18 protein-coding genes are annotated in these 21,928 nt (G+C 62.7%); 9 read left to right on the top strand and 9 right to left on the bottom strand.

The features are described 5' to 3' along the window. Positions 1-28: 28 nt before the first annotated feature. Positions 29-3,412, top strand: a complete 3,384-nt coding sequence (putA, locus tag NYQ88_RS14685) for a bifunctional proline dehydrogenase/L-glutamate gamma-semialdehyde dehydrogenase PutA (RefSeq protein ID WP_275651868.1) — start codon at positions 29-31, stop codon at positions 3,410-3,412. 238 nt (positions 3,413-3,650) lie between these two features. On the opposite strand, the gene NYQ88_RS14680 is transcribed toward putA, so the two are convergent. From NYQ88_RS14680 to NYQ88_RS14660, 5 genes are all read right to left on the bottom strand, one after another. Beyond that, positions 3,651-4,145 (bottom strand): GAF domain-containing protein, encoded by a 495-nt coding sequence (locus tag NYQ88_RS14680; protein WP_275651867.1) that lies wholly within the window; start codon positions 4,143-4,145, stop codon positions 3,651-3,653. Positions 4,146-4,248: 103 nt separating this feature from the next. Further along, positions 4,249-4,983, bottom strand: coding sequence for an ABC transporter ATP-binding protein (locus NYQ88_RS14675; RefSeq protein ID WP_275651866.1), 735 nt, complete (start codon positions 4,981-4,983; stop codon positions 4,249-4,251). Continuing rightward, positions 4,980-5,816 carry an ABC transporter ATP-binding protein gene (locus NYQ88_RS14670; RefSeq protein ID WP_275651865.1) on the bottom strand — a complete coding sequence of 279 codons (837 nt, stop codon included), beginning with the start codon at positions 5,814-5,816 and terminating at the stop codon, positions 4,980-4,982. Before NYQ88_RS14670 ends, NYQ88_RS14675 begins: the two co-directional genes overlap by 4 nt. Further along, positions 5,816-6,718, bottom strand: coding sequence for an ABC transporter permease (locus NYQ88_RS14665; protein ID WP_275651864.1), 903 nt, complete (start codon positions 6,716-6,718; stop codon positions 5,816-5,818). The genes NYQ88_RS14670 and NYQ88_RS14665 overlap by 1 nt, the downstream gene beginning before the upstream one ends. Next, positions 6,718-7,770: an ABC transporter permease gene (locus NYQ88_RS14660; protein ID WP_275654927.1), complete on the bottom strand. Its 1,053-nt coding sequence runs from the start codon at positions 7,768-7,770 to the stop codon at positions 6,718-6,720. Before NYQ88_RS14660 ends, NYQ88_RS14665 begins: the two co-directional genes overlap by 1 nt. A gap of 151 nt (positions 7,771-7,921) precedes the next feature. On the opposite strand from NYQ88_RS14660, the gene NYQ88_RS14655 reads away from it, so the two are divergent. The 4 genes from NYQ88_RS14655 to NYQ88_RS14640 all read left to right on the top strand — a co-directional run bounded on the left by NYQ88_RS14655 (position 7,922) and on the right by NYQ88_RS14640 (position 12,698). Continuing rightward, a complete protein-coding gene (locus NYQ88_RS14655; RefSeq protein WP_275651863.1) occupies positions 7,922-8,596 on the top strand; it encodes an XRE family transcriptional regulator in 675 nt (224 codons plus the stop codon). Further along, positions 8,593-10,182, top strand: coding sequence for an ABC transporter substrate-binding protein (locus tag NYQ88_RS14650; protein WP_275651862.1), 1,590 nt, complete (start codon positions 8,593-8,595; stop codon positions 10,180-10,182). The genes NYQ88_RS14655 and NYQ88_RS14650 overlap by 4 nt, the downstream gene beginning before the upstream one ends. A 292-nt stretch (positions 10,183-10,474) precedes the next feature. Continuing rightward, positions 10,475-11,578 (top strand): M24 family metallopeptidase, encoded by a 1,104-nt coding sequence (locus NYQ88_RS14645; RefSeq protein WP_275651861.1) that lies wholly within the window; start codon positions 10,475-10,477, stop codon positions 11,576-11,578. A 274-nt stretch (positions 11,579-11,852) separates the two neighbouring features. Beyond that, entirely contained in the window at positions 11,853-12,698 is an 846-nt protein-coding gene (locus tag NYQ88_RS14640) for a DeoR/GlpR family DNA-binding transcription regulator (RefSeq protein WP_275651860.1), read from the top strand. Between the two features lie 50 nt (positions 12,699-12,748). Here the strand turns inward: NYQ88_RS14640 and NYQ88_RS14635 are convergent, their stop codons facing one another. Together NYQ88_RS14635 and NYQ88_RS14630 are read right to left on the bottom strand one after the other, a co-directional pair. Continuing rightward, on the bottom strand, positions 12,749-13,213 hold the full coding sequence (locus tag NYQ88_RS14635; RefSeq protein ID WP_275651859.1) for an SRPBCC family protein: 465 nt from the start codon (positions 13,211-13,213) through the stop codon (positions 12,749-12,751). A 141-nt stretch (positions 13,214-13,354) separates the two neighbouring features. Next, positions 13,355-14,242, bottom strand: a complete 888-nt coding sequence (locus NYQ88_RS14630) for an N-acetylmuramic acid 6-phosphate etherase (RefSeq protein WP_275651858.1) — start codon at positions 14,240-14,242, stop codon at positions 13,355-13,357. A 231-nt stretch (positions 14,243-14,473) separates the two neighbouring features. Between NYQ88_RS14630 and NYQ88_RS14625 the strand changes: the two genes are divergently transcribed. Together NYQ88_RS14625 and nagA are read left to right on the top strand one after the other, a co-directional pair. Next, entirely contained in the window at positions 14,474-15,259 is a 786-nt protein-coding gene (locus NYQ88_RS14625) for a GntR family transcriptional regulator (protein WP_275651857.1), read from the top strand. Between the two features lie 96 nt (positions 15,260-15,355). Next, a complete protein-coding gene (gene nagA / locus NYQ88_RS14620) occupies positions 15,356-16,519 on the top strand; it encodes an N-acetylglucosamine-6-phosphate deacetylase (RefSeq protein WP_275651856.1) in 1,164 nt (387 codons plus the stop codon). 42 nt (positions 16,520-16,561) lie between these two features. Here nagA and NYQ88_RS14615 read toward each other — a convergent pair whose 3' ends face one another. Next, a complete protein-coding gene (locus tag NYQ88_RS14615) occupies positions 16,562-17,302 on the bottom strand; it encodes an SDR family oxidoreductase (protein ID WP_275651855.1) in 741 nt (246 codons plus the stop codon). Between the two features lie 405 nt (positions 17,303-17,707). Here NYQ88_RS14615 and NYQ88_RS14610 point away from each other — a divergent pair, with 405 nt between their 5' ends. Together NYQ88_RS14610 and NYQ88_RS14605 are read left to right on the top strand one after the other, a co-directional pair. Beyond that, positions 17,708-19,150, top strand: coding sequence for a hypothetical protein (locus NYQ88_RS14610; protein WP_275651854.1), 1,443 nt, complete (start codon positions 17,708-17,710; stop codon positions 19,148-19,150). A 342-nt stretch (positions 19,151-19,492) separates the two neighbouring features. After that, positions 19,493-20,809: an OmpA family protein gene (locus NYQ88_RS14605; RefSeq protein ID WP_275651853.1), complete on the top strand. Its 1,317-nt coding sequence runs from the start codon at positions 19,493-19,495 to the stop codon at positions 20,807-20,809. 9 nt (positions 20,810-20,818) lie between these two features. Here the strand turns inward: NYQ88_RS14605 and NYQ88_RS14600 are convergent, their stop codons facing one another. Further along, positions 20,819-21,763: an alpha/beta hydrolase gene (locus NYQ88_RS14600; protein ID WP_275651852.1), complete on the bottom strand. Its 945-nt coding sequence runs from the start codon at positions 21,761-21,763 to the stop codon at positions 20,819-20,821. Positions 21,764-21,928 lie beyond the last annotated feature (165 nt).

Here is a 21,928-nt window from a genome sequence, read left to right as displayed (position 1 = left end):
TGTTGGCAACGCTTTTTGAGTGATGTCCATGACTGATATCGACGCCATCCGCGCGACAATGCGCGCCCGCATCTACGCAGACGAGAACCAGCTGGTGCCCCAGCTGATCGAAGCCACCGGCCTTGACGAGGCGCAGCGGCGCGCCGTTTCGGCCCATGCCGAGCAATTGGTGACGACGGTCCGCAGCGGCAACAAGCTCGGGCTGATGGAAAGCTTCCTAGCCGAATATGGTCTGGCGACCGATGAAGGCGTGGCGCTGATGTCGCTGGCCGAGGCGCTGCTTCGCGTGCCGGATGCCGAGACCGTCGATGCGCTGATCCACGACAAGGTGGGCGGTTCGGACTGGGCGAGCCATTTTGGCGGCTCGTCCAACCAGCTGGTCAACTTCTCGTCCTGGGCGCTGAGCCTGACGGCCGATGTATTGGGCGATCCGGAAGTAGGCCCCAAGAACGCGCTGCACCGCGCGATCGCCCGTCTGGGCGAACCGGTGATCCGCACCGCGGTGGCGCAGGCCATGCGCGTTCTGGGCAGCCAGTTTGTCTTTGGCCGCACCATCGACGAGGCGATCAGCAATGCCAAGAAGCCTGAGGCTCTGGGCTATCGCTATTCATATGACATGCTGGGCGAGGCCGCACGCACCAGCGAGGACGCCGAACGCTACTTTCAATCCTATGCCAGCGCCATTGCGAGCCTTGCGCCGCACTGCACTTCGGCTTCCGTGCGCGACAACCCGGGCATTTCGGTAAAGCTCTCGGCGCTGCATCCGCGCTATGAATTCGCCAAGCGCGAGCGGGTGCTGACCGAACTTGTGGACTCCACCCGCAAGCTGGCGCTGGCCGCCCGCGCTGCCAATATGAGTTTCAACATCGATGCGGAGGAAGCCGACCGGCTCGACCTCTCGATGGAGATCATCGAGGCCGTGCTTGCAACGCCCGAACTGGCCGGCTGGGATGGATTTGGCATCGTCGTGCAGGCCTATGGCAAGCGCGTGTTGCCGCTGATCGACTGGCTGGAAGCGACGGCCGCCCGTCTTGATCGCAAGATCATGGTGCGCCTGGTCAAGGGCGCCTATTGGGACGCCGAAGTGAAGCGGGCCCAGGTGCTGGGTCTCGACGGCTTCCCGGTTTATACCCGCAAGGCGACGACCGACGTCAGCTATATCGCGGCTGCGCGGAAACTGTTCAGCTGCGCGCATATCTACCCGCAGTTTGCCTCGCATAATGCTCACACGGCGGCAGCAGTGCTGCATCTCGCCTCCGAAGCCGGTCGCTTCAACGACAGCTACGAATTCCAGCGCTTGCATGGCATGGGCGAACGCCTGCATGAAGTGCTGCGGACCAATCATTCGACCCGCACGCGCATCTATGCTCCGGTCGGCGCGCACAAGGACCTGCTCGCCTATCTCGTGCGGCGCCTGCTCGAGAACGGCGCCAATGGCTCCTTCGTCTATCAGATCGCCGACGAGGATATTCCGGCCTCGCAGGTGGCCGAGGACCCGATCGGCAAGCTCCTGGCGCTCGATACCTTCGCCAACCCGGCCATCCCCGCGCCCAAGGACATCTTTGGCGGTCGGACGAACTCGGCTGGTCTCGATATCACCGACCCGGTAGCGCTGGGCGCTGTCGACGCCGAGCGGACAAAGTTCCGCGCGCACAAGTGGGTCGCAACGACGATCCCCACGTCCGCCGGTCTGGGCGAGGCCGCAGGCACTGCGGCTCCCGTGATCAATCCGGCCGATCCGCAGGATGTGGTTGGCCATGTCGTGGCGGCGACCGCAGGCGATGTGACGGCGGCCATCACGGCAGCGGCGGCATCGAACTGGGCATGGACGCCTGTCGGCAGCCGCGCAGCAGCCCTCCGCAAGACGGCTGATCTCTATGAGGCCCACCGGGCGGAGCTGTTCGCACTCCTCGCCCGCGAAGCCGGCAAGAGCTGGTCGGACGCGGTGGCCGAAGTGCGGGAGGCCGTAGACTTCCTGCGCTACTACGCGGCCCAGGCAGAGCAGGGCGAACTGGGCGCGCCGCGCGGCGTCTTCGCGGCGATCTCGCCGTGGAATTTTCCGCTGGCCATTTTCACCGGCCAGATTGCGGCAGCCCTGGTGGCCGGCAATGCCGTGGTGGCAAAGCCCGCGCCGCAGACGCCGCTGATCGCCTACCGCGCCGTGCAGATGATGCATGAGGCGGGTATCGCGGCAGACGCCATCCATCTGGTGCCGGGTGGCCCGGATGTGGGCACGGCCCTGACCTCGGACAGCCGGATCGCCGGCGTGGCCTTTACCGGCTCGCTGCCGACGGCGCATCGCATCGATCGCGCCATGGCGGAAAACCTCGACCTCAAGGCGCCGCTGATCGCCGAGACGGGCGGGCTCAATGCCATGATCGTCGACTCGACCGCGCTGCCGGAGCAGGCGGTGCGCGATATCCTCGCATCGGCGTTCCAGTCGGCCGGCCAGCGCTGTTCGGCGCTACGCGTGCTCTATGTGCAGGACGATGCGGCCGAGCGCACGCTGACCATGCTCAAGGGCGCCATGGATGAGCTGACGCTGGGTAACCCCTGGGATCTGGCGACCGATATCGGCCCGATCATCGACCAGCCGGCGCGCGAGAAAATCGAGAATTATCTCCGCGTGAACGCCCGTAAGGTGATCCACGCCCTCAAGGCGCCTGCCACGGGCAATTTCGTTGCGCCCAGCGTGGTGAAAGTGTCGGGCGTCGAAGAGATCCCCGAGGAAATCTTCGGGCCCGTCCTGCATGTGGCGACCTTCAAGGCCGACGAAATCGACAAGGTGATCGCGGCGATCAATGCCTCTGGCTATGGCCTGACTTTTGGCATGCACACGCGCATTTCGAGCCGGGTGAAGAAGGTGTCCGCCGCGGTCAAGGCCGGCAATATCTACATCAACCGCAACCAGATCGGTGCCGTGGTGGGTAGCCAGCCGTTTGGTGGCGAGGGGCTTTCGGGCACCGGCCCCAAGGCGGGCGGTCCGCACTATCTGCCGCGCTTTACCACCGGCTATGCCGAGCCGCAGGCAGGTGCGCTGACGCTGCCGGGACCGACCGGCGAGAGCAATACGCTTTATGTTGCGCCGCGTGGGACGGTGCTCTGCCTTGGGCCAAGCGGACAGGATCTGGTGACCCAGCGCCGCATTGCTGAAACGGCTGGTTGCGTGCCGCTGGTGGTGCCGGTTGATCTTGAGATGCTGGCAAATGCCACGACCTTTGAGGCAGTGGCGTTTTTCGGCGAGGGCGATGATCTCGCAGCCGTGCGCAAGGCCCTGGCCGGCCGCGATGGGGCTATCCTGCCCCTGCTGACGAGCCCCGGCGACGTGGCCCGACTGCAGCTCGAGCGGCAGGTGTGTATCGACACGACCGCCGCCGGCGGGAATGCCAGCCTGATGGCAGAAGCCGGTTAAAACTGAACGAAAGGGGCGGGGGAAATTCTCCCGCCCTTTTCTTTTGGGTGGGAGGCGGGGACGCGAGGTGGTCAACGCATATGAAAATGGGCGGAGGCCGGGGGCACGCTACCCCCACCTAACCTCCCCCTGATAGGGGGAGGGACGCATCGAGTTTGGTGTGAAGCTGGTGAGCCCCGGAGAACTCCTCCCCTTGTCAGGGGAGGTTGGGTGGGGGTGGACTTAAAAACCCAAAAAATCAGGCGCGCAGGGCGACCAGCATGGCGAGCTTGGCGGGGATCGAAATGAGATCGCGGATCTGCTGCACGCGTTCGGGGGTGTAGTAGTCGGTGACGTCGAGCATGTTGACGGTGCCGACCAGCACGTCGCCGACGATAACGGGCATGTTGACCACCGACTGGCAGCCGAGCGAGTTGATCAGCTCATGATCGAAGAAGACCTTGGCGATGTCTTCGATGGTGTTGGCGACGAAATATTCGCGGCGACCGTGCACTACGTCGAACCAGGGGCCGTAGTTGAGCGGCTTGGTGCCGGAGGCCGGGTAATTGGCGGCATCGCTGGTATAGGCGCGGCGCGACAGCTCGGCGGCCATATCCACCTGCATAACGGTGAAGAGCTTTGCGCCGACGGTCGCCTGAACGAGGGTCTGGAGGGCGGTGAACGCCTGCTCGGCAGTCTTTGCCTTGGCGATTGCCACGTCGAAAGTGGCGAGAGCGGCCTGGTGGTCAGTCATTTTGGCTAGTCCTTGGTCGTGAAAACGTGTGGCATGGAGAGGCTTGCGGCCCTCCACTGCCGGTCCCGCCCCGGGTAGGGGGAGGGGATAGGATTGGCTCCGGTCAGCCGCCTTCGGTGGCGGCGAGCAGCTCCATGGAGTAGGGCTCGTTGAGCTTGCCGGCCTTGAGCTGGGCCACGTCAGCGACTTCCACGATCCGGCCGTGGCGCATGACGGCGAGGCGATCACAGAGGAAGCTGACGACGGGCAGATTGTGCGTCACCATGAGATAAGTGAGGTTCTGCTCGCGGCGGAGGCGCTTGAGGAGATTGAGGATTTCCGCCTGAACCGAAACGTCGAGCGCCGAGGTCGGCTCATCGAGCAGCAGCACTTTTGGCTCGAGCATCAGCGCCCGGGCGATGGCGACGCGCTGGCGCTGGCCGCCGGATAGCTGATGGGGAAAGCGGAACCGGAAGCGCTGGTCGAGACCGACCGAACGCAGGACCGCGTCGACGCGCTCGCCACGATTGCCGATGCCGTGGATGGCCAAAGGCTCGGTGAGGGCTGCGTCGATGGTTTTGCGCGGGTGGAGCGAGCCATAGGGGTCCTGGAACACCATCTGGACCTGACGCGACACGGCGCGATCAATCTTGTGATTGCGCGGCTGGCCGAGGACGGAAATCTCGCCCGTCCACTCCGGGGCAAGCCCGGCTATGGCGCGCAAAATGGTCGACTTTCCCGAGCCGCTTTCCCCGACGAGGGCAAAGCTCTCGCCTTCGGGGATGGACAGGGTGACATCATGGACGACCTTGCTGTCGCCATAGGAAATGTCGAGGTTCTTGAGGTCGATAGCGATCATGTGCCGGCCCATTGTGTCCGGTCGAGCACCGGCAGTTCATCTCTGACTTCGTCGATGACAGGCATGGCCGCGAGCAGGCCCCGCGTGTAGGGGTGCTGTGCCTTGTCGAGGTCACCGGCAGCGCATTCTTCCACCACGCGGCCCGAATTCATCACCAGCACGCGGTCGCAATAGCGGCGGACGAGCGCCAGGTCATGGCTGATGAGGATGAGGCCCATGCCCTTGCGGGTGACAAGATCGTCGATGATGTCGAGCACCTGGGCCTGGACGGAAACGTCGAGCGCCGAAGTGGGCTCATCGGCGATGAGCAGTTCGGGTTCGGGGATCAGCATCATGGCGATCATGATGCGCTGGCCCATGCCGCCCGAAACCTCGTGGGGGTAAAGCTTGGCGACGCGCTGGGGGTCGTTGATGCGGACGGCGCGCAGCATTTCGAGCACGCGAGCCTGCACATCGCGGCGCGGCAGCTTCTGGTGCGTGACGAGCGCCTCGGCGATCTGCTCGCCCACGGTCATCACCGGATTGAGCGAGAATTTGGGGTCCTGCATGACCATGGAAATGCGGGCGCCACGGATCGAGCGCATCTGCTTTTCGCTCTGGGCGAGAATGTCGATGCCTTCAAAGCTGAGCTTGTCGGCGGTTACCTCGCCCGGCTTGCGGATGAGCTTGAGGATCGAGCGGCCGGTCATGGATTTTCCGGAGCCAGATTCGCCCACAATGCCCAGACGTTCGCGGCCGAGGGTGAAGGAGAGGCCCTTCACCACTTCGACGCGGCCCGAATGGGTCGGGAAGGAGACGCGCAGATTTTCGACTTCGAGAAGGGGCTTGGTCATCAGCTCTTGCCCTCGTTCTTGGGGTCCAAAACATCGCGAAGCCCGTCGCCGAGGAAGCAGAAGCCGAGCGAGACGATGATGATGGCAAAGCCCGGCATGGTCGCAACCCACCACTGGTCGAGGATGAAGGTGCGGCCGCGCGAGATCATTGCGCCCCATTCGGGCAGCGGCGGCTGGGCGCCGAGGCCGATGAAGCCGAGACCGGCCGCGGTTAGGATCACGCCGGCCATGTCGAGGGTGACGCGCACGATCATTGAGGACGTGCAGAGCGGCAGGATGTGCTGGACGATGACGCGGATCGGGCCACCACCGGCCAGCTGCACGGCCGAGATATATTCGGCATTGCGGATGGTCAGCGTTTCGGCGCGGGCAATACGCGCATAGGCGGGCCAGGAGGTGATGGCGATGGCGATGATGGCATTGTTGATGCCCGGGCCAAGCGCGGCGACGAAGGCGAGGGCCAGGATCAACTTGGGCAGCGACAGGAAGATGTCGGTAAAGCCCATGAGGATCCGGTCGACCCAGCCGCCGAAATAGCCGGCGATGGCGCCGATGAAGAGGCCGAGGGGCGCCGAGATCAGGGCCACAAGCAGAACGATGGTCAGCGTGATCTGGGACCCGTAGACGACGCGCGAGAAGATATCGCGGCCAAGCTCGTCTGTGCCCATCCAGTGGTCGCCCGAGGGCGGGAGCAGGCGATTGCCGAGGTTCTGCCCGGTGGGTGAGTAGGGGGCGATCCACGGAGCAAAGGCGGCCGTGAGCAGCAGGACGAGGATGATCAGCCCGCCGAGGACGGAGAGCGGATTGCGCAGCAGGGCTGTCAGGACGCGATAGGCGCGTCCCGCATTGGCTTGCCAGCGGGAGGTGGGGCTATCGGCAAGGAGCCAGTCGCGAGTGGTCATTAGCGTGCCCTCGGGTCGAGGACGCGGTAGAGCACGTCGGAGACCTTGTTGATGAAAATGAAGACGGCGCCGATCACCAGGGTCGAGCCGAGCACGGCATTCATGTCGGCGTTGAGGAGCGCCGTGGTGAGGTAATTGCCGATACCGGGCCAGGAGAACACGGTCTCGATCATCACCGAACCTTCGAGCAGGCCGGCGTAGGAGAGGCCGATGACGGTGATCAGCGGAACCCGGATCGGATTGAAGGCGTGGCGCCAGATGACGATCCGCTCGGGCACGCCCTTGACGCGCGCCGTGGTGACGAACTCCTGGTTGAGCTGGTCGAGCATGAAGCTGCGCGTCATGCGGGCGATATAGGCAAGGCTAAAGAAGCCGAGCACCGACGCCGGCAGGATGATGTGCCAGACGGCATTCCAGAAAATATCGATCTCGCCGCGGATGAGGCTGTCGATCAGGATCATGCCGGTGACCGGTTGGACAAGGCCATCATAGAAGATGTCGAGCCGGCCCGGTCCGCCGACCCAGCGCAGGCGGGCGTAAAAGAGCGCGAGGCCGACCAGACCAAGCCAGAAGGCCGGCACTGAATAGCCGAGCAGGCCGACGACACGGATCGCCTGATCGAGCCAGCTGCCCTGCCGGGCGGCGGCGGTCACCCCGAGCGGTACGCCAAGGGCAACGCCGATGAGGATACCGAGCGTTGCCATTTCAAACGTGGCCGGGAAAAACCGGCTGAGGTCCTCGGCAACGGGGCGTCCTGTCGAGACGGAGCGGCCGAGGTCGCCGGTCAGCACATTGCCCACATAGGAGATGAACTGCTCATAGAGCGGGCGGTCGAGACCCATGGCGCTGGCAGCAGCATCATATTGCGCCTGCGTGGCGCGATCGCCGACCACCGAGAGCACCGGATCGATGGGGATCACCCGGCCGATGAAGAAGGTGATGGCCATGAGGCCAAGAAAAGTGAGGAAAAGCGTGATGAGGAAGCCGGCAATGGCCGAAAAGCGCCGTCCGAGACGCTTTTTCGGGGCTGCGGCAGCGGGCGCTACTTCCATGGAGGGCTGATCAACGCTCACGCGAAAACCTCTTGTAGAAACAAAAACTTATCGCCGCAGAATAACCATCCTGCGGAGCGGGAAACCTTGATATTTCCCTTTCACCATACAAGAAACTTTGCTTATATCAAAAAAACTTTGGTGAGGGATAATGGCGCAAGAGGCCACTGCAAGAGCGCAAGGAGAGCATCCGAAAGTGGGCGCGTTGATCCGCGCTCGCCGGCGCCAGCAGCACATGACCCTGATGCAATTGGGTGAGGCGGCGGACGTCTCGGTTGGATATCTCAGCCAGGTGGAGCGTGACCATGCGACACCTTCTCTGGGCACGCTGGCGCAGGTTGCCCGGGCCCTCGGGGTCTCCATCGACTACTTCATTTCCGCGCCAGCCACGCATAACGCCCTGACCCGTACGGGCGAGCGCAACCGTTTTTCGATCGATGGATCATCGGTTGTCTATGAGCGGCTTGGGGCCGACTTTCCCGGCAATCAGCTCTCGAGTTTTCTCATGACCGTGCCGCCGGGCTATCGCTCGGAGACAGTCGCCCACGAAGGGGAAGAGATTCTCTTCGTGCTCGAAGGCGCGATCACCCAGCGGCTCGACGGCGAGGACATGGTGATGAATGCCGGCGACAGCCTGCATTTTCGCGGCAATCGCCCCCATTCCTGGTCCAACCACACAGATCAGCCTGCGCGTCTCCTGTGGACGGGCACGCTCGCACTCTTCCGTTCGACGGCCCGACCACCACGGTCAGCCACGACGAAGCCAAAACCCGGCATCAATAAGCCGGCTAACAAAAAAATCACCCCTAAGGAGAAACGCACATGAAGCTCTTCCGCGCCGCCCTTCTGGCCTCCGCGCTGGCCCTGCCGCTGGCGGCAGGTGCCGCCTACGCCGCCACCCCCCCCGATGCGCTGGTCATTGCCCAGAACATCGACGATATCGTCGCCCTCGACCCCGCACAGGCCTATGAATTCTCGGCCGGCGAGATCAATGCCAACCTCTATGACAAGCTCGTCCAGTACGACGCTGCCGACACCACCGTGCTGGCACCGGGCCTTGCCTCGGAATGGGTTGCCGACGAAGCAGCCAAGACGCTGACCTTCACCATGCGTGATGGCGCCAATTTCGCGTCCGGCAATCCGGTTCGTGCCGAAGACGTGCACTTCTCGTTCAAGCGCGTCGTGACGCTGAACCTGACCCCGGCCTTCATCCTGACCCAGCTCGGCTGGACCCCGGAAAACATCGACGAGATGGTGACCGTGGACGGCAACAAGGTCGTCGTGAAGTGGAGCGGTGATTTCGCGTCGGCCTTCGTGCTGAACGTGCTGGCTGCCCGTCCGGGCGCTATCGTCGACGAAGTTCTTGTGCGCGAGCACGAAGTCGACGGCGACTGGGGCAATGCCTGGCTGAACACCAATTCGGCCGGTTCTGGCCCGTTCGTTCTGACCGACTACCGTCCGGCTGAACTCGTGCGCCTCACCGCCAACGAGACCTACTGGAACGGCGCACCGGCAATGAAGCAGGTGCTGATCCGTCATGTGGCCGAAGCCGCAACCCAGCAGCTGCTGCTGAACTCCGGCGACGTGGATATCGCCAAGAACCTGACCTCCGACCAGGTGGCGGGTCTTTCGAGCGATGCGGTCAAGGTGGAAACCTATCCGCAGGCCGCCGTGCACTTCCTCTCGTTCAACCAGAAGACCGACGAGCTGACCGACCCGGCGATCTGGGAAGCTGCGCGTTATCTCGTCGACTATGACGGCATGACCCAGACCTTCCTCAAGGGCCAGATGGAAAAGCACCAGGCCTTCTGGCCGAAGGGCTTCCCGGGCTCCTACGACGAGACCCCGTTCACCTATGACGTCGAAAAGGCCAAGCAGATCCTTGCTGACGCCGGCATCGAAACGCCGATCAATGTGACGCTGGACGTGATCAACTCGACCCCGTTCACCGACATTGCACAGTCGCTGCAGGCCGGCTTCTCCGAAGCAGGCATCAACTTCGACATCCTGCCGGGCACCGGCGCCCAGGTGATCACGAAGTACCGTGAGCGCACGCATCAGGCCATGCTGCTCTATTGGGGCCCGGACTTCATGGATCCGCACTCCAATGCCAAGGCGTTCGCCTACAACTCGAACAATTCGGACGAGACTTATGCTGCAACGACCACATGGCGTAACGCCTGGGCTGTGCCGCAGGAAATGAACGACGAAGTCACCGCAGCGCTGGCCGAAGCCGACCAGTCCAAGCGCAACGAGCTCTATATCGACCTTCAGAAGAAGGTTCAGGCCGAGAGCCCGATCGTCATCATGTTCCAGGCCGCCCTGCAGATCGCCATGGGCAGCAATGTTGACGGTTATGTGAATGGCTCCAATTCGGACTTCGTGTACTACCGCCTCGTAACAAAGAACTGATCCCACAGCGGATTCGTGCGGGGTTTCGGCCCTGCAGGTTCTCCAGATAGACGGCGACTGTCCCTCGTGTCGCCGTCTCGCGGAGCCGGGCATCCTCCTCCCGTCCGGCTCCGCCTCCTCTTTTTTAAAATTGATAGACCCCTCACCCTAGCCCTCTCCCCAGAGGGGCGAGGGGACTGGATCGAGTTTGTGGCAAAATCTCTGCAAGCGCGCCGGTCGTCTTCCCTCGCCCCTGTGGGGAGAGGGTTAGGGTGAGGGGCCGCGCCCCGTAAGCAACCAGCGAGTTATTCTCATGAATCCAACACTTTCCGCCCGCATGGCCAAGCTGCGCAAGCGTATGGCCGAGACCAATACCGATCTCGTCGTGATCGGCCCTTCGAGCCACATGACTTATCTGGCCGATCTCGCCCCGCATGGGGACGAGCGCCCGGTCATGCTGCTGGTGAGCAAGGATTTTGCCGGCTTCCTGATGCCGGCGCTCAATGTCGACAGCTCGCGTCAGCACACTGATCTGCCGTTTTTCCCATGGGCCGACGCCGATGGCCCGGACGCTGCCCTCGAGCAGCTGATCGACGCAACCGGCATTTCGCGCATCAGTCCCTCGGTGGTGATCGACGAAACCATGCGGGCCGACTTTGCGCTGCTGCTGCTCGATGCGCTGCCGGGGGCAACACGCCGGTTCACGCAGGACACTGTCGGCTATCTGCGCTCGCGAAAGGACCAGGCCGAGTTTGACCTGCTCAAGGCCTCGCACCTGCTCAATGACGGCGCCATGGCCGCCGGTTTCGCCGCGCTCAGGGAAGGCATCACCGAGGTCGAAGTGGCCGAAGTGATCGCAAAATTCTACAAGGACAATGGCGCGACGACGCAGTTCATCTCGGTGTGCTTTGGCCCCAATGGCGCCTTCCCGCATCACCACACCGGCGCCACCAGGCTCAAGGCGGGCGATGCCGTGCTGCTCGACATTGGCGGGCGAATCAACGGCTATCCTTCGGACATGACCCGCATGGGCTATTTCGGCAGCAAGCCGGAAGGCTATGACGAGATCCATGCCATCGTCGACCAGGCAGTGGAAGCAGCCCTGGCCGCGGTCAAGCCGGGTGTGCAGGCCAAGGAAATCGACAAGGCGGCGCGCGATGTGATCACCGCTGCCGGCTATGGCGAAAAATTCCTGCACCGCACCGGGCACGGCCTCGGCATCGACGTGCACGAAGCCCCCTATATCACTGGCACCAGCGAGACCGTGCTCGATGAGGGCATGGTGTTCTCGATCGAGCCGGGCATCTATCTGCAGGGCAGGTTCGGCCTGCGGCTGGAAGAGATCGTCATGATCCGCAATGGCAAGGCTGAAATTTTCTCGGAAATGCCGCGCACGGCGGTGGCGACTGGCGTCTGAGGTCAGGCCTCGGGGGATGTATGGCTGTACGCAGCTCCGCGTGAGGAGGCCGTCCGGCCGATGGACACAGCGTTTCCGACCTGGATGGGGGCGGGGGCGCTGTGTTGCTTTGTATGATCTGCTGACAGTCGCTCGTATTACGAACTGTTGATTTTTTCGGTTTATGTGCGATTGGGTGCAATTGCGTTTCAATTTGCGCAAATGCGAAGGCGTGACCTTGCGATCGCCGGAAGCGAAGGCTAAATCGTTAGCAGAAGCGATCGGAGGGCGTAATTTGGCCGATTCCAACTCGAAGCCAGTCGAATCGGCAGCGCGCAAGGGGCGGAAATCCCTGGCGGAAGCTGGTCGTCAGAACCTGCTCGCCGAACCGCGGCGGATGAAAATTCTCGAATGGTTGCAGGAAGAAGGCAGCGCAAGGGTGCGCGACCTGTCCGTGGCTTTCGCTGTGTCCGAGGCGACGATCCGGCAGGATCTCGAGCGGCTGGATGCGGATGGCTTCGTCAACCGTGAGCATGGCGGTGCGCATCTGAAGTCCGTGCCGCAGCAGGTGCAGTCGATGTCGCTGCACCACATGATCAATATGGATCGCAAGAAGAAGATCGGGCGCGCCGCGGCGGGTCTGGTGGGCGCTGGCGAAACCATCATCCTCGATGCCGGCTCGACGACGACCGAAATCGCCAACAATCTCGTTTCGCATGAGAATTTGAACGTCATCACCAATGCGATCAATATCGCCTTGCTGCTCGGCGCCCTGCCGAGCATGACGGTTCACATGTCGGGTGGTCACTTCAAGGCGCCGACATTGTCGCTCTCCGGGGAGAAGGCGGGCGAGTTTTTCCAGGGCATATTTGCCGAGAAACTTTTCCTCGCGACGGCAGCCGTGTCCTTCGAGGCCGGACTGACTTTCCCGGCCATGGCGGATTTGTACGTCAAGCGCGCCATGATCAAGGCGGCATCCAAGGTGTATCTTGTTGCCGACAGCACCAAGATCGGGCGCACGTCGTTCTCCTCGCTCGGCCCCCTCGATGTGGTCAGCGGTTTCATCACCGATGACGGCATTACCGAAGAAGACCAGCGCGAATTCGAGCGCCGCGGCATCGAAGTCATCGTCGCCAAGTAATTTGTTCGGTTCGGCCGCACTCGGGGTGGAGCGCGGCCTTTTTGTTGGCGCTAAAGTGTCTTTGCCAGCGCTTCCATCTGGGTAGCGCAGAGGCCCCAGCCTTCGTGGAACCCCATTTTCTCGTGCGCTTCCTTGTCCTCGACGGTCCAGTGTCGGGCTGTGGCGGTGTAGCGCGTCTTGCCGTTCTCTTCTTCGAAGGTGAGGATGCAGGTGAAGAACGGCTTGGACGACGGCTCCCAGTCCCCGACATAGGCATCGGTAAACACCAGTTTCCGGTTCGGGACGACTTCCAGATATTGCCCGGGTCCGGGGAATTCCGTTCCGTTCTCATCGGCCATGACGATCTCGCTGCGACCGCCCGGGCGCAGATCAACGGACGCGCGCGGGGTGCTCCATGGTTTGGGCGCGAACCACTGCGTGATCAGCGCCGGCTCGGTCCAGCAGCGGAAAAGCGCCTTGGGCGAGGCATCGATCAGCCGTGTCAGTACGAGATCGCGCGATGTATCCTGGGTCATATTCGTTCCTTCAAAGGGCCGGGTTATGCAGTGACGACGAGGGTCGCAGTCTTCCTTCGACATAATCGACACGAAATCCCTCACGCTGGCCACGCTTTCAGTTGGCGTCGCGATCAGGTGCGGGCGCGGGACTGAGTTTCGTCACCCGTTGCTGAGCGCGGCAAGGGCAGGGCGCAGGTGCCCCTTGTGCGCTGAGAGTAGATCATTGGCTGTCGCCAGATCGGCTGCCCCGGCGGCAATCAGGACAGCAGGTTTGACGGCGCCCTGGCTTATGTCGAGTGCGGACGTGGCAGCCGCCTCATCGACGGAAGCGATGGTCGAAACGATGTCGCGGGCCCGGGCGCGCAGCTTGATATTGTCGGCGACGACATTGACCATCAGGCCGTCGTGAACATGACCGAGCTCGATCGCCATCATGGTGGACAGCATGTTGAGCGCGATTTTCTGCGCCGTGCCCGCGCCCATTCGGGTTGAACCGGCAATGAGCTCCGGTGGGGTTGGAAGGCAGATGCCGACGTCGGCGGCCCCGAGGATCGGGGCGCCCCTATTATTGGCAATGGCGATGGTTGCGGCCCCGGCTTCGCGGGCGGTCGCCAGCGCTTCCATGGCAAATGGGGTCTGGCCGCTGGCGGTGAGGGCAATGACGCAGTCCCGCTCACTGGGGGAGAGCGCCTCGATGGCCTCGCGGGCTGCGGCACGATCATCCTCCGGTCCGCCGATCATGCGCCGCAGCGATTCCATGCCGCCGGCCAGCACGATCTCGACCCGGTCGATGCCATAGGTGCCGGGCAGTTCCAGCCCATCGGCAAGTGCCATCAGCCCCGAACTGCCGGCGGCGGCATAGATCAGCCGCCCGCCGGCTGCAATTTTTGAAGCGGCGAGATGGGCGGCGCGCGCTATGTCGGGAATCGCTGGCTGGACGCTGTCTGCCGCGGCCGCCTGTCCTTGTGCCAGAAGCAGGAGAACTTTTTCTGCTGGAAGCGTCTCCAGCCCTCCAGCATCGGGATGGCGCATCTCGGTCTGTCGCATGGTATTTTCTCCTCCGGGAAGGATAATGCCAAAAAAATACCACTTGTCGAGTACGGCAGACCGCAGCGCAATTTGCGCAGCGCAAATCCCCGCCCCACTTCACAAACTGCTAAGACACGATCTCAAGCGCATTTAGCACTTGGTGAATGGTATTTTATTGGTATTGTCAAAGCGCGGAGGTGGGTTTATTCGCCAACTGCGGACCAGTACCTGAGGAACAAGGAGAAACGCGTGGCTGAGACGTTCGAAACGTTTTTCTCCGGCAACCCGGTGACCTTGCCCCAGGGCGGGCCGTTGTATCTCCAGCTCAAGCGCTGGATCGAAGATGCCATAAAGAGCGGAGCCATCAAACCCGGTGATGCCCTGCCGTCCGAGCGCGATCTGGCGCTGCGGGTGGAAGTGTCGCGGGTGACTGTCCGCAAGGCCGTGTTGCAGCTGGTCCAGGAGGGTCTGCTGGTGCAGCGCCATGGCTCCGGCACCTTTGTGGCGCCACCGGCCCAGCGCGTCGAGCAATCGTTGTCGCAACTGACCTCGTTCACCGAGGATATGGCGCGTCGTGGCATGGAAGTGCATGCCGAATGGCTTGATCGCGGGCTTTATGCGCCGTCGCCGGAAGAGACCATTATTCTGGGCTTGTCTCCGGGCGAGCAGGTGGCGCGGATTGCCCGCCTGCGCCTGAGTGGAGAAACGCCGCTGGCCATCGAGCGTGCCAGCCTCTCCAGCGATATCCTGCCCGATCCAGCCGCTATCGGAGATTCGCTCTATAAGCATCTTGATCGCAGCGGCAATCGCCCCGTGCGGGCGATCCAGCTCATCCGTGCTGCCAATCTGGATGAGAATGATGCGCGCCTGCTCCATGTTCCCACCGGTTCTGCCGGGCTGAACATTGAGCGCACATCCTATCTCGCCTCGGGCAGGGTCATTGAATTCACCCGCTCCATCTATCGGGGCGATACCTATGATTTTGTCGCCGAGCTTCGGCTGGGCGAAGCGCAGGCCAATGGGACAGCGCGGTAACACAGCCCCCAGAGTGGGCAGGGGACTGATCTGAAATTGAGAGCGCCGGTTGGGTCACGCGGAGACGACCGGCGTCACGACACGAATGGAGACGACATGAGCGACCTGACGGCATTTATTGGTGGCCGGCTCTTTGATGGGCATGACTGGCACGAGGATGCCGCGCTTCTGGTGGAGTTCGGCCATGTCTGCGCCATCGTTCAGCGCAGCGAGATTCCGGCCAATGCCGAAAAGATCGAGCTTGGCGACGGTATGATCGTGCCCGGCTTCCTCGACCTTCAGGTCAATGGCGGCGGCGGCGTGCTTTTCAACAACCAGCCGGACCTGGCAGGGCTGCGCACCATCTGCGAAGCACACGCGCAGTTCGGCACCACGGCCCTGATGCCGACGCTGATCACCGATACTGCCGAAGTCAATGTCGCCGCCATTGCTGCCGGCAATGAGGCTGTGGCTGCGCGCGTGCCCGGCTTCCTCGGCCTGCACCTCGAGGGCCCACACCTGGCGCTGGCGCGCAAGGGAACCCATGATCCGGCGCTGATCCGCCCGATGGATGAGAGTGATCTCGCGCGGACCATGGCTGCTGCCCGCAGCCTGCCCAATCTGATCTGTACCGTCGCGGCTGAAACGGTGACGCCGGAGCAGATCTCGGCACTGGTAGAAGCTGGTGCTATCGTCAGCATCGGCCATTCCGATGCCAGCGCCGAGGTGGCGAACGCGGCATTCGAGGCGGGCGCGACCATGGTGACGCATCTCTTCAACGCCATGAGCCAGATGGGCAATCGCGAGCCCGGCGTTGTCGGGGCGGCTCTCGCCAATGACAATGTCTTCGCCGGACTGATCGCCGACGGCATCCATGTCCACCCCACCAGCATTGAGATCGCGCGTCGGGCCAAGGCGAGTGCGCCGGGTCGGATGTTCCTCGTCACCGACGCCATGTCGCAGACGGGCACCGACATCACCGAGATGACGCTCAATGGCCGTACGATTACCCGCTCGAACGGTGCGCTGCGGCTGGCCGACGGCACGCTCGCCGGTGCCGACCTCGACATGATCGATGCTGTGGCTTTCATGCACAACACAATCGGCGTGCCGCTGGATGAGGTGTTCCGCATGGCCTCGCTCTATCCGGCCGAGGCGCTGGGGATCGACGGGACATACGGCCATCTGCGGCCAGGAGCTCTCGCGAGTTTTGTGCACCTGACAAAGGATGTCGCGGTGCAGTCGACCTGGATTTCAGGCGAACGCGTCTGGCAGAAGTAAAATGGAAACCCCGGGTACCTGACCCGGGGTTTTTGTTTCGGCCTAGCCGCGGCCGATATAGGGCATGGTCGTGGCCATGACGGTCATGAACTGCACATTGGCCGAGAGCGGCAGGCCGGCCATGTAGCGAACTGCGTCAACGACGTGCGCCACATCAAAGGTCGGCTCGGGCGCCAAAGTCCCATTGGCCTGCAGTGAGCCGGCGTTCATGTGGCTGGTCATGTCCGTGGCGGCATTTCCGATGTCGATCTGTCCGCAGGCGATGTTGTGGGCCCGCCCGTCAAGCGAGATCGCCTTGGTCAATCCGGTGATCGCATGCTTGGTGGCGGTGTAGGACGCCGCCTGCGGACGGGGCACATAGGCGGAGATGGAGCCATTGTTGATGATGCGGCCGCCTTGGGGCTGTTGATGGCGCATCATCCGGAAAGCCTCGCGGGCGACATAGAAGGCGCCGTTGAGATTGGTATCGACCATTTCGCGCCAGGTATCGACCTCGATATCGCCGAAGGATCGGGCAGGGGCGAAGCGACCGGCATTGTTGAACACGAGGTCCAGCCGGCCGAAAGTCGCCTTCAGGCTTGCGAACATGACGGCCACCGATTCCGCGTCGGTGACATCGCAGGTGAGCCCAACGAAGCCATGGGTTGCGGACAGGTTCTCCACCAGGTCACCGCGCCGTCCGCATATGGCGACGCGCCAGCCGGCGTCCGAAAGTCCCCGCGCCGTGGCAAGGCCGATGCCCGAGGTGCCTCCTGTTACAAGTGCGTATCCGGCAGGCGTCATAGTGCTCTCTCCCTTATTCCAGCCATGTCGCCGCCATCTGTCGGGCAAAGCCAATCCGCTGTCAAACGGCAGGCAGAACGGTGCTCCTCACGCACTGGTGTGTGCGAAAAAGCCCGGAAGCCCGGGATTCTTAAGCCACTGTTCAGAAGTGTTAACAGAAGGTTTCCGGGTGTGTGCTGAATCTGCAACATCCGGTTCCCAACCATATTGTGGCGCGGTTGAAACCAGCTTTGCGTGATTGCGTCTGCATCTCCCATGCGTAGAGTGGGTCTTGCGAATCCATGCATGGGATCGTTTGTCGGTCGCAGCGCGACGGCAACACACTGCACCACGAATAGTGTGGTCGCGTTTCGACAAACCGCTGGGTAACCGGCACCAAAAATGACTGACTTTGGAGGTCAAATAATGAAACTCAAGAGCCTTATCCTCGGTTCTGTTGCCGCCGCTGGTCTCTCGACCGCAGGCTTCGCTGCCGATCTCGGCGTTCTCACCTCGCTGGACGTCTGTGACGCTCTCGGTCTTTCGGGCCTGACCATCTCGTCCGACACCAACTGCCTGCAGATCTCGGGCGAAGTGAAGTACGAATTCGCATGGGGCGACTATGCCGGCACGTTCCCGGGCATGGGCATCCTTGCACAGGCTGGCGCTCGCAACGTTGATGACAACAACGCCGTCGTCGTTGGTGGTTCCACCTTCGATAACGACTGGCGCACGAAGGTCGAAACCTGGCTGAAGTTCGTCGGCACCGCCGACAGCGATTTCGGTCCGGCCAAGGCCACCATCAAGCTCAAGTCCTTCTTCGACCAGGTCGTGACCAACGAAGGTTATGACGCTGCTGGCGTTTACGTCGGCCCGACCGTCGGTGGCGACGCTACCACGAACGGTGTTGGTTCGAACGGCGCATGGATCATCGACGAGGCTTTCGTCTCGGTCGGCGACACCACCATCATCTCCGCTGGCCGTAAGGGTTCGATCGCGAACCTCGGCGACGACGAGCCCTTCAACTTCCTGGGTCTCTTCAACTCCGACGCAGTTGACAAGGGCGTTCGTTACGCTGGTCAGCACCCGCGCACTGGCAACTATGCCATCCAGGTCGTTTCGGATCTCGGCAACGGCGTGAACGTCGGTGTTGGTCTCGAAAACCTCGGCAACGAAGGCACTGGCGCATTCGGTACCAACCCGGCTGGCTTCTACAACGCCACCACCGGTGCACAGGCTGCTGGTACCCTCGTCGGCGTCGTGAACTACGCTGGTGAAGGCATCACCGCACACATCACCGGCGTTGCTGGTGGCGTGCTCGACGGTATCGTTGAAGACTGGGGCGTCCACGCTGGCGTCACCGGCACCTTCGACAACTTCAAGGTCCGCGTTGCCGGTGCTTATGGCGCCAACAATGCTTCCGACACCTACTGGAACGTCCTCGGTTCGGCTCAGGCCACCTTCGACATGTTCACCATCGCTCTGTCGGGTGAAGCAACCGGCGGCCAGGACAATGGCGTTGCCATCGCTAACCAGGCTGGTCTCGGTGGCTCCATCGGTGCAGCAATCACCGAAGGCGTGAGCGTCAACCTCGGCGGCCGTTGGTTCGATGAGAACACTGGCCTTGCCAACGACGAAGGCTACCAGGTCGCTCTGCAGCTCGTCGCTGCTGTGACCGAAACCGTCAAGCTGACCGGTGAAGTCGGTGTCTATGGCACCAACAAGCCAGTCGCTCAGCAGACCGACTTCTACGGTTCGGCTGAACTCGCATGGGCTCCGGGCGGTGGTTTCACCTCCTCGCTCAAGGGCGAAGCTCACCAGAACGGTGCCTACAAGGTCACCTTCAAGGCTGCCAAGTCCTTCCAGTAATTGGAAGCTCGGTTATCCGAACGGAAAGGCCCGGCATTTGCCGGGCCTTTCTGCTTTTTGGGGTGATGTCTGTTCTGCACCCTGGCTCTGTGAGAGCCGAATAAGATGTGTTGGCTATTCTGCGCGTTGAGCCAGCCCTGTTGGGGCGAGCGCCAAGCATCCCCACTGCGATCGCCGGCTCTGAGCTGGATTGTGGGGCAGGGACGTCTCTCTGAACGGCGACGTCGACCGCCTGCCCAGGCTGGTGCGAACGGCGCGAGGCGTTTCCGGCGTGCATTTTTCTTTGTCACCTGGCCCAAATCATCTAGGGTCCGGAAAACTGCGGGTTTCTAAAGGTTTGGCATGAACAGGCGGCTCCTTACCTGGGCGGCGGGCGGTATCGTCGTTGCCCTTGGCTCTATCGTTCTTCCGGGTGCCGCGATCGCGCAGAATTCGGTCATCGCCGTCCCGCCGCCGCAAATCTACGAATATTGGCTGAGCATTTCCCGCCAGCCCGGCGGCACGCTGGTCTTTGATGGTTATGCCCCCGACGAGCAGACCCGGCAGCGCCTGTCACAGGTTGACGGCGCCGACACCAATTGGCTCAAACTCGGGGCGGGCGCTCCGGTACGCTACGATGAAATCGTCGCCTTTGGTCTCAATGTTCTCGGACGGATGAGTGAGGGACGCTTCGCCGTGCGCGGCAATATCGTCTCGATATCGGGCGTCGCTGCCAGCGCAGATGCTTATGCCGCAGCACACGGTGCCTTGTCGGCGTCGCTGCCGCAGGGTCTGATCGTTGCAATGGCTGAAATAAAAGCGCCGCTGGCCGAGCCATTCGCGTTTTCGGCAAAGCGCGGTGCGGCCGGTGTTGTGACGTTGAGCGGATTTGTGCCCAGTCCCGGCGTTGAAACAGCGCTCATGGCTCTGGCTGGCAATGGCGCGATTTCGAGCCTGCGCTATGGCTCGGGCGAACCGCTCAATTTTGATGGCGCGGCGCGACAGGCCCTGGCGCTTCTGCCTCTCATGTCCGAGGGTGAGGTGCGGTTCGACGGCCGCGCCTGGTACATTGCAGGAACCCCGGCATCGGTTGAAGCTGCTCGCTCGATCGAGACCCAGTTCAGTGAGCGCAAGCTGGCCGAAGCTGGATGGGGCCTGAGCCTGGCATCGCCAACCCCTGTCGCCGCCGGTGCAGAAGCACAAGCGACGGTACCCGACGCGGAGCCTGCTCCGGCCGCGCCGGAAGCGATCGCACCCGCTGCCCCGGGGGGCGCTGCGGTCACAGCGCCGGTTTTGTCTGATGCCGATCAGCGCGCCCAGTGCGTCGAACAATTGGCACTTCTGTCGGCGCAAAACGGCATTCTCTTCCGCTCCGGCGCGGCCATCCTTGCAGCCGAGGCTGGGGCCATGCTCGACCAGATTGCGGCGACGCTGCAGAATTGCCCCGCGGTCATGGTCAATATCGAGGGGCACACCGATAGCGACGGCGACGCCCGCGCCAATCTGGCCCTTTCGGTTTCGCGCGCGGAAGCCGTTTCCAATGGGTTGATGGAGCGCGGAATTCCGGCCGAACGTCTCTATGTTCTTGGTTTCGGCGAGGCACAGCCTATTGCGGATAATGCGACTTCGGCGGGCAAGGCCCAGAACCGTCGTATCGTTGTTTCGGTACGCGCTGACTGATCGCGGCCTCTAGGCTGCCGCCGTCTTGCGTTTGCCGGTTCCGACCTCTGAGACGAAACGCGAGATGGCGGCGATTTCTTCCGGCTGGTCGAAAAGGGCAGGGGATCCCTGTCCGGCGATTGTGTAGGCAATCGCGTCCGGCCGGCGGCGGACCATTTCCTCAAATGTTTCCCGGCGCAATTGATCCGTCAGTTGGGTTCTGAGGATCATGAGGGGCGCGACGGACAGGGCGTCAAATAGCGGCCACTGCGGCGTCAGCACATCATCGAAATTGATCGCGGCAAGCGGCGCGAGGAGACAACGGTCGTAGAGGGGCTGCGCGCGCCCACGCTTGTCAGAGAAATGGCTGCGGAGAGCGAGGCGGTCCAGCGCCTCGTCGCTGAGGCCGGGATAGTCGCCGGCCATCATGCGGCGGAAGCCGGCGGTGACGAGCTTTGCGCCCCGCAGTCCTTCGACATGGGCGAGATTGTTGCGGAGACGGACGATGCCGCGCGAATCGACCACCGGCCCGGCGTCGAGAAGGATGGTGCCGGCGATCAGCAAAGGATGTGCGGCAGTCAGAGCCATGGCAACATGGCCGCCGTGGCCCTGACCAAGGATCACGGCACGTGGAATGCCGAGGGCGGCAAGGCAATCGGCGACATCTCGCGCATCGGCGATGGAGCTGTAGTCAGTGGCGGCCATGCGGTCGTCGGCCCGGCCGCGTCCGGGCAGGTCAATCAGGAGGACTGGCCAGTTTCCCATTTCTGCTCTTCGGAAAAAGGCCAGGAAGTTGGCGTAGTCGCTCATATTGCGGTTGAGGCCCGCAAGGCACACCAAGGGTGGACGTGGGTCGGAAAGCGAACCGGCGATATGCACGGCCATGCGCACCCGCGTGTCCCGCGTCTCGATCATCGAGACCGGAAGTTCGGCAAAGGGCGGATGATCCGCTGGCACGCTGCGGCGGTTGCGCAAACTGGTCTCCAATCACGCTGGACAGGCGGGGACATGTGGCCCCAGCGGGCGCGCGCGTTCAAGCCCTTTGCGCCGCGATGCACAAGTGAGGGCAAGTGGGTGGAGTTTGTCGCCATCCGCCTTGTGATGGGCAAAAGTTGAAAGTATGGTGCGCCTCTCTCCGGC

The sequence above is a fragment of the Devosia sp. SD17-2 genome (genome assembly GCF_029201565.1).
Taxonomy (GTDB): domain Bacteria; phylum Pseudomonadota; class Alphaproteobacteria; order Rhizobiales; family Devosiaceae; genus Devosia.
This window is presented reverse-complemented; position numbering and strand designations above follow the sequence as displayed.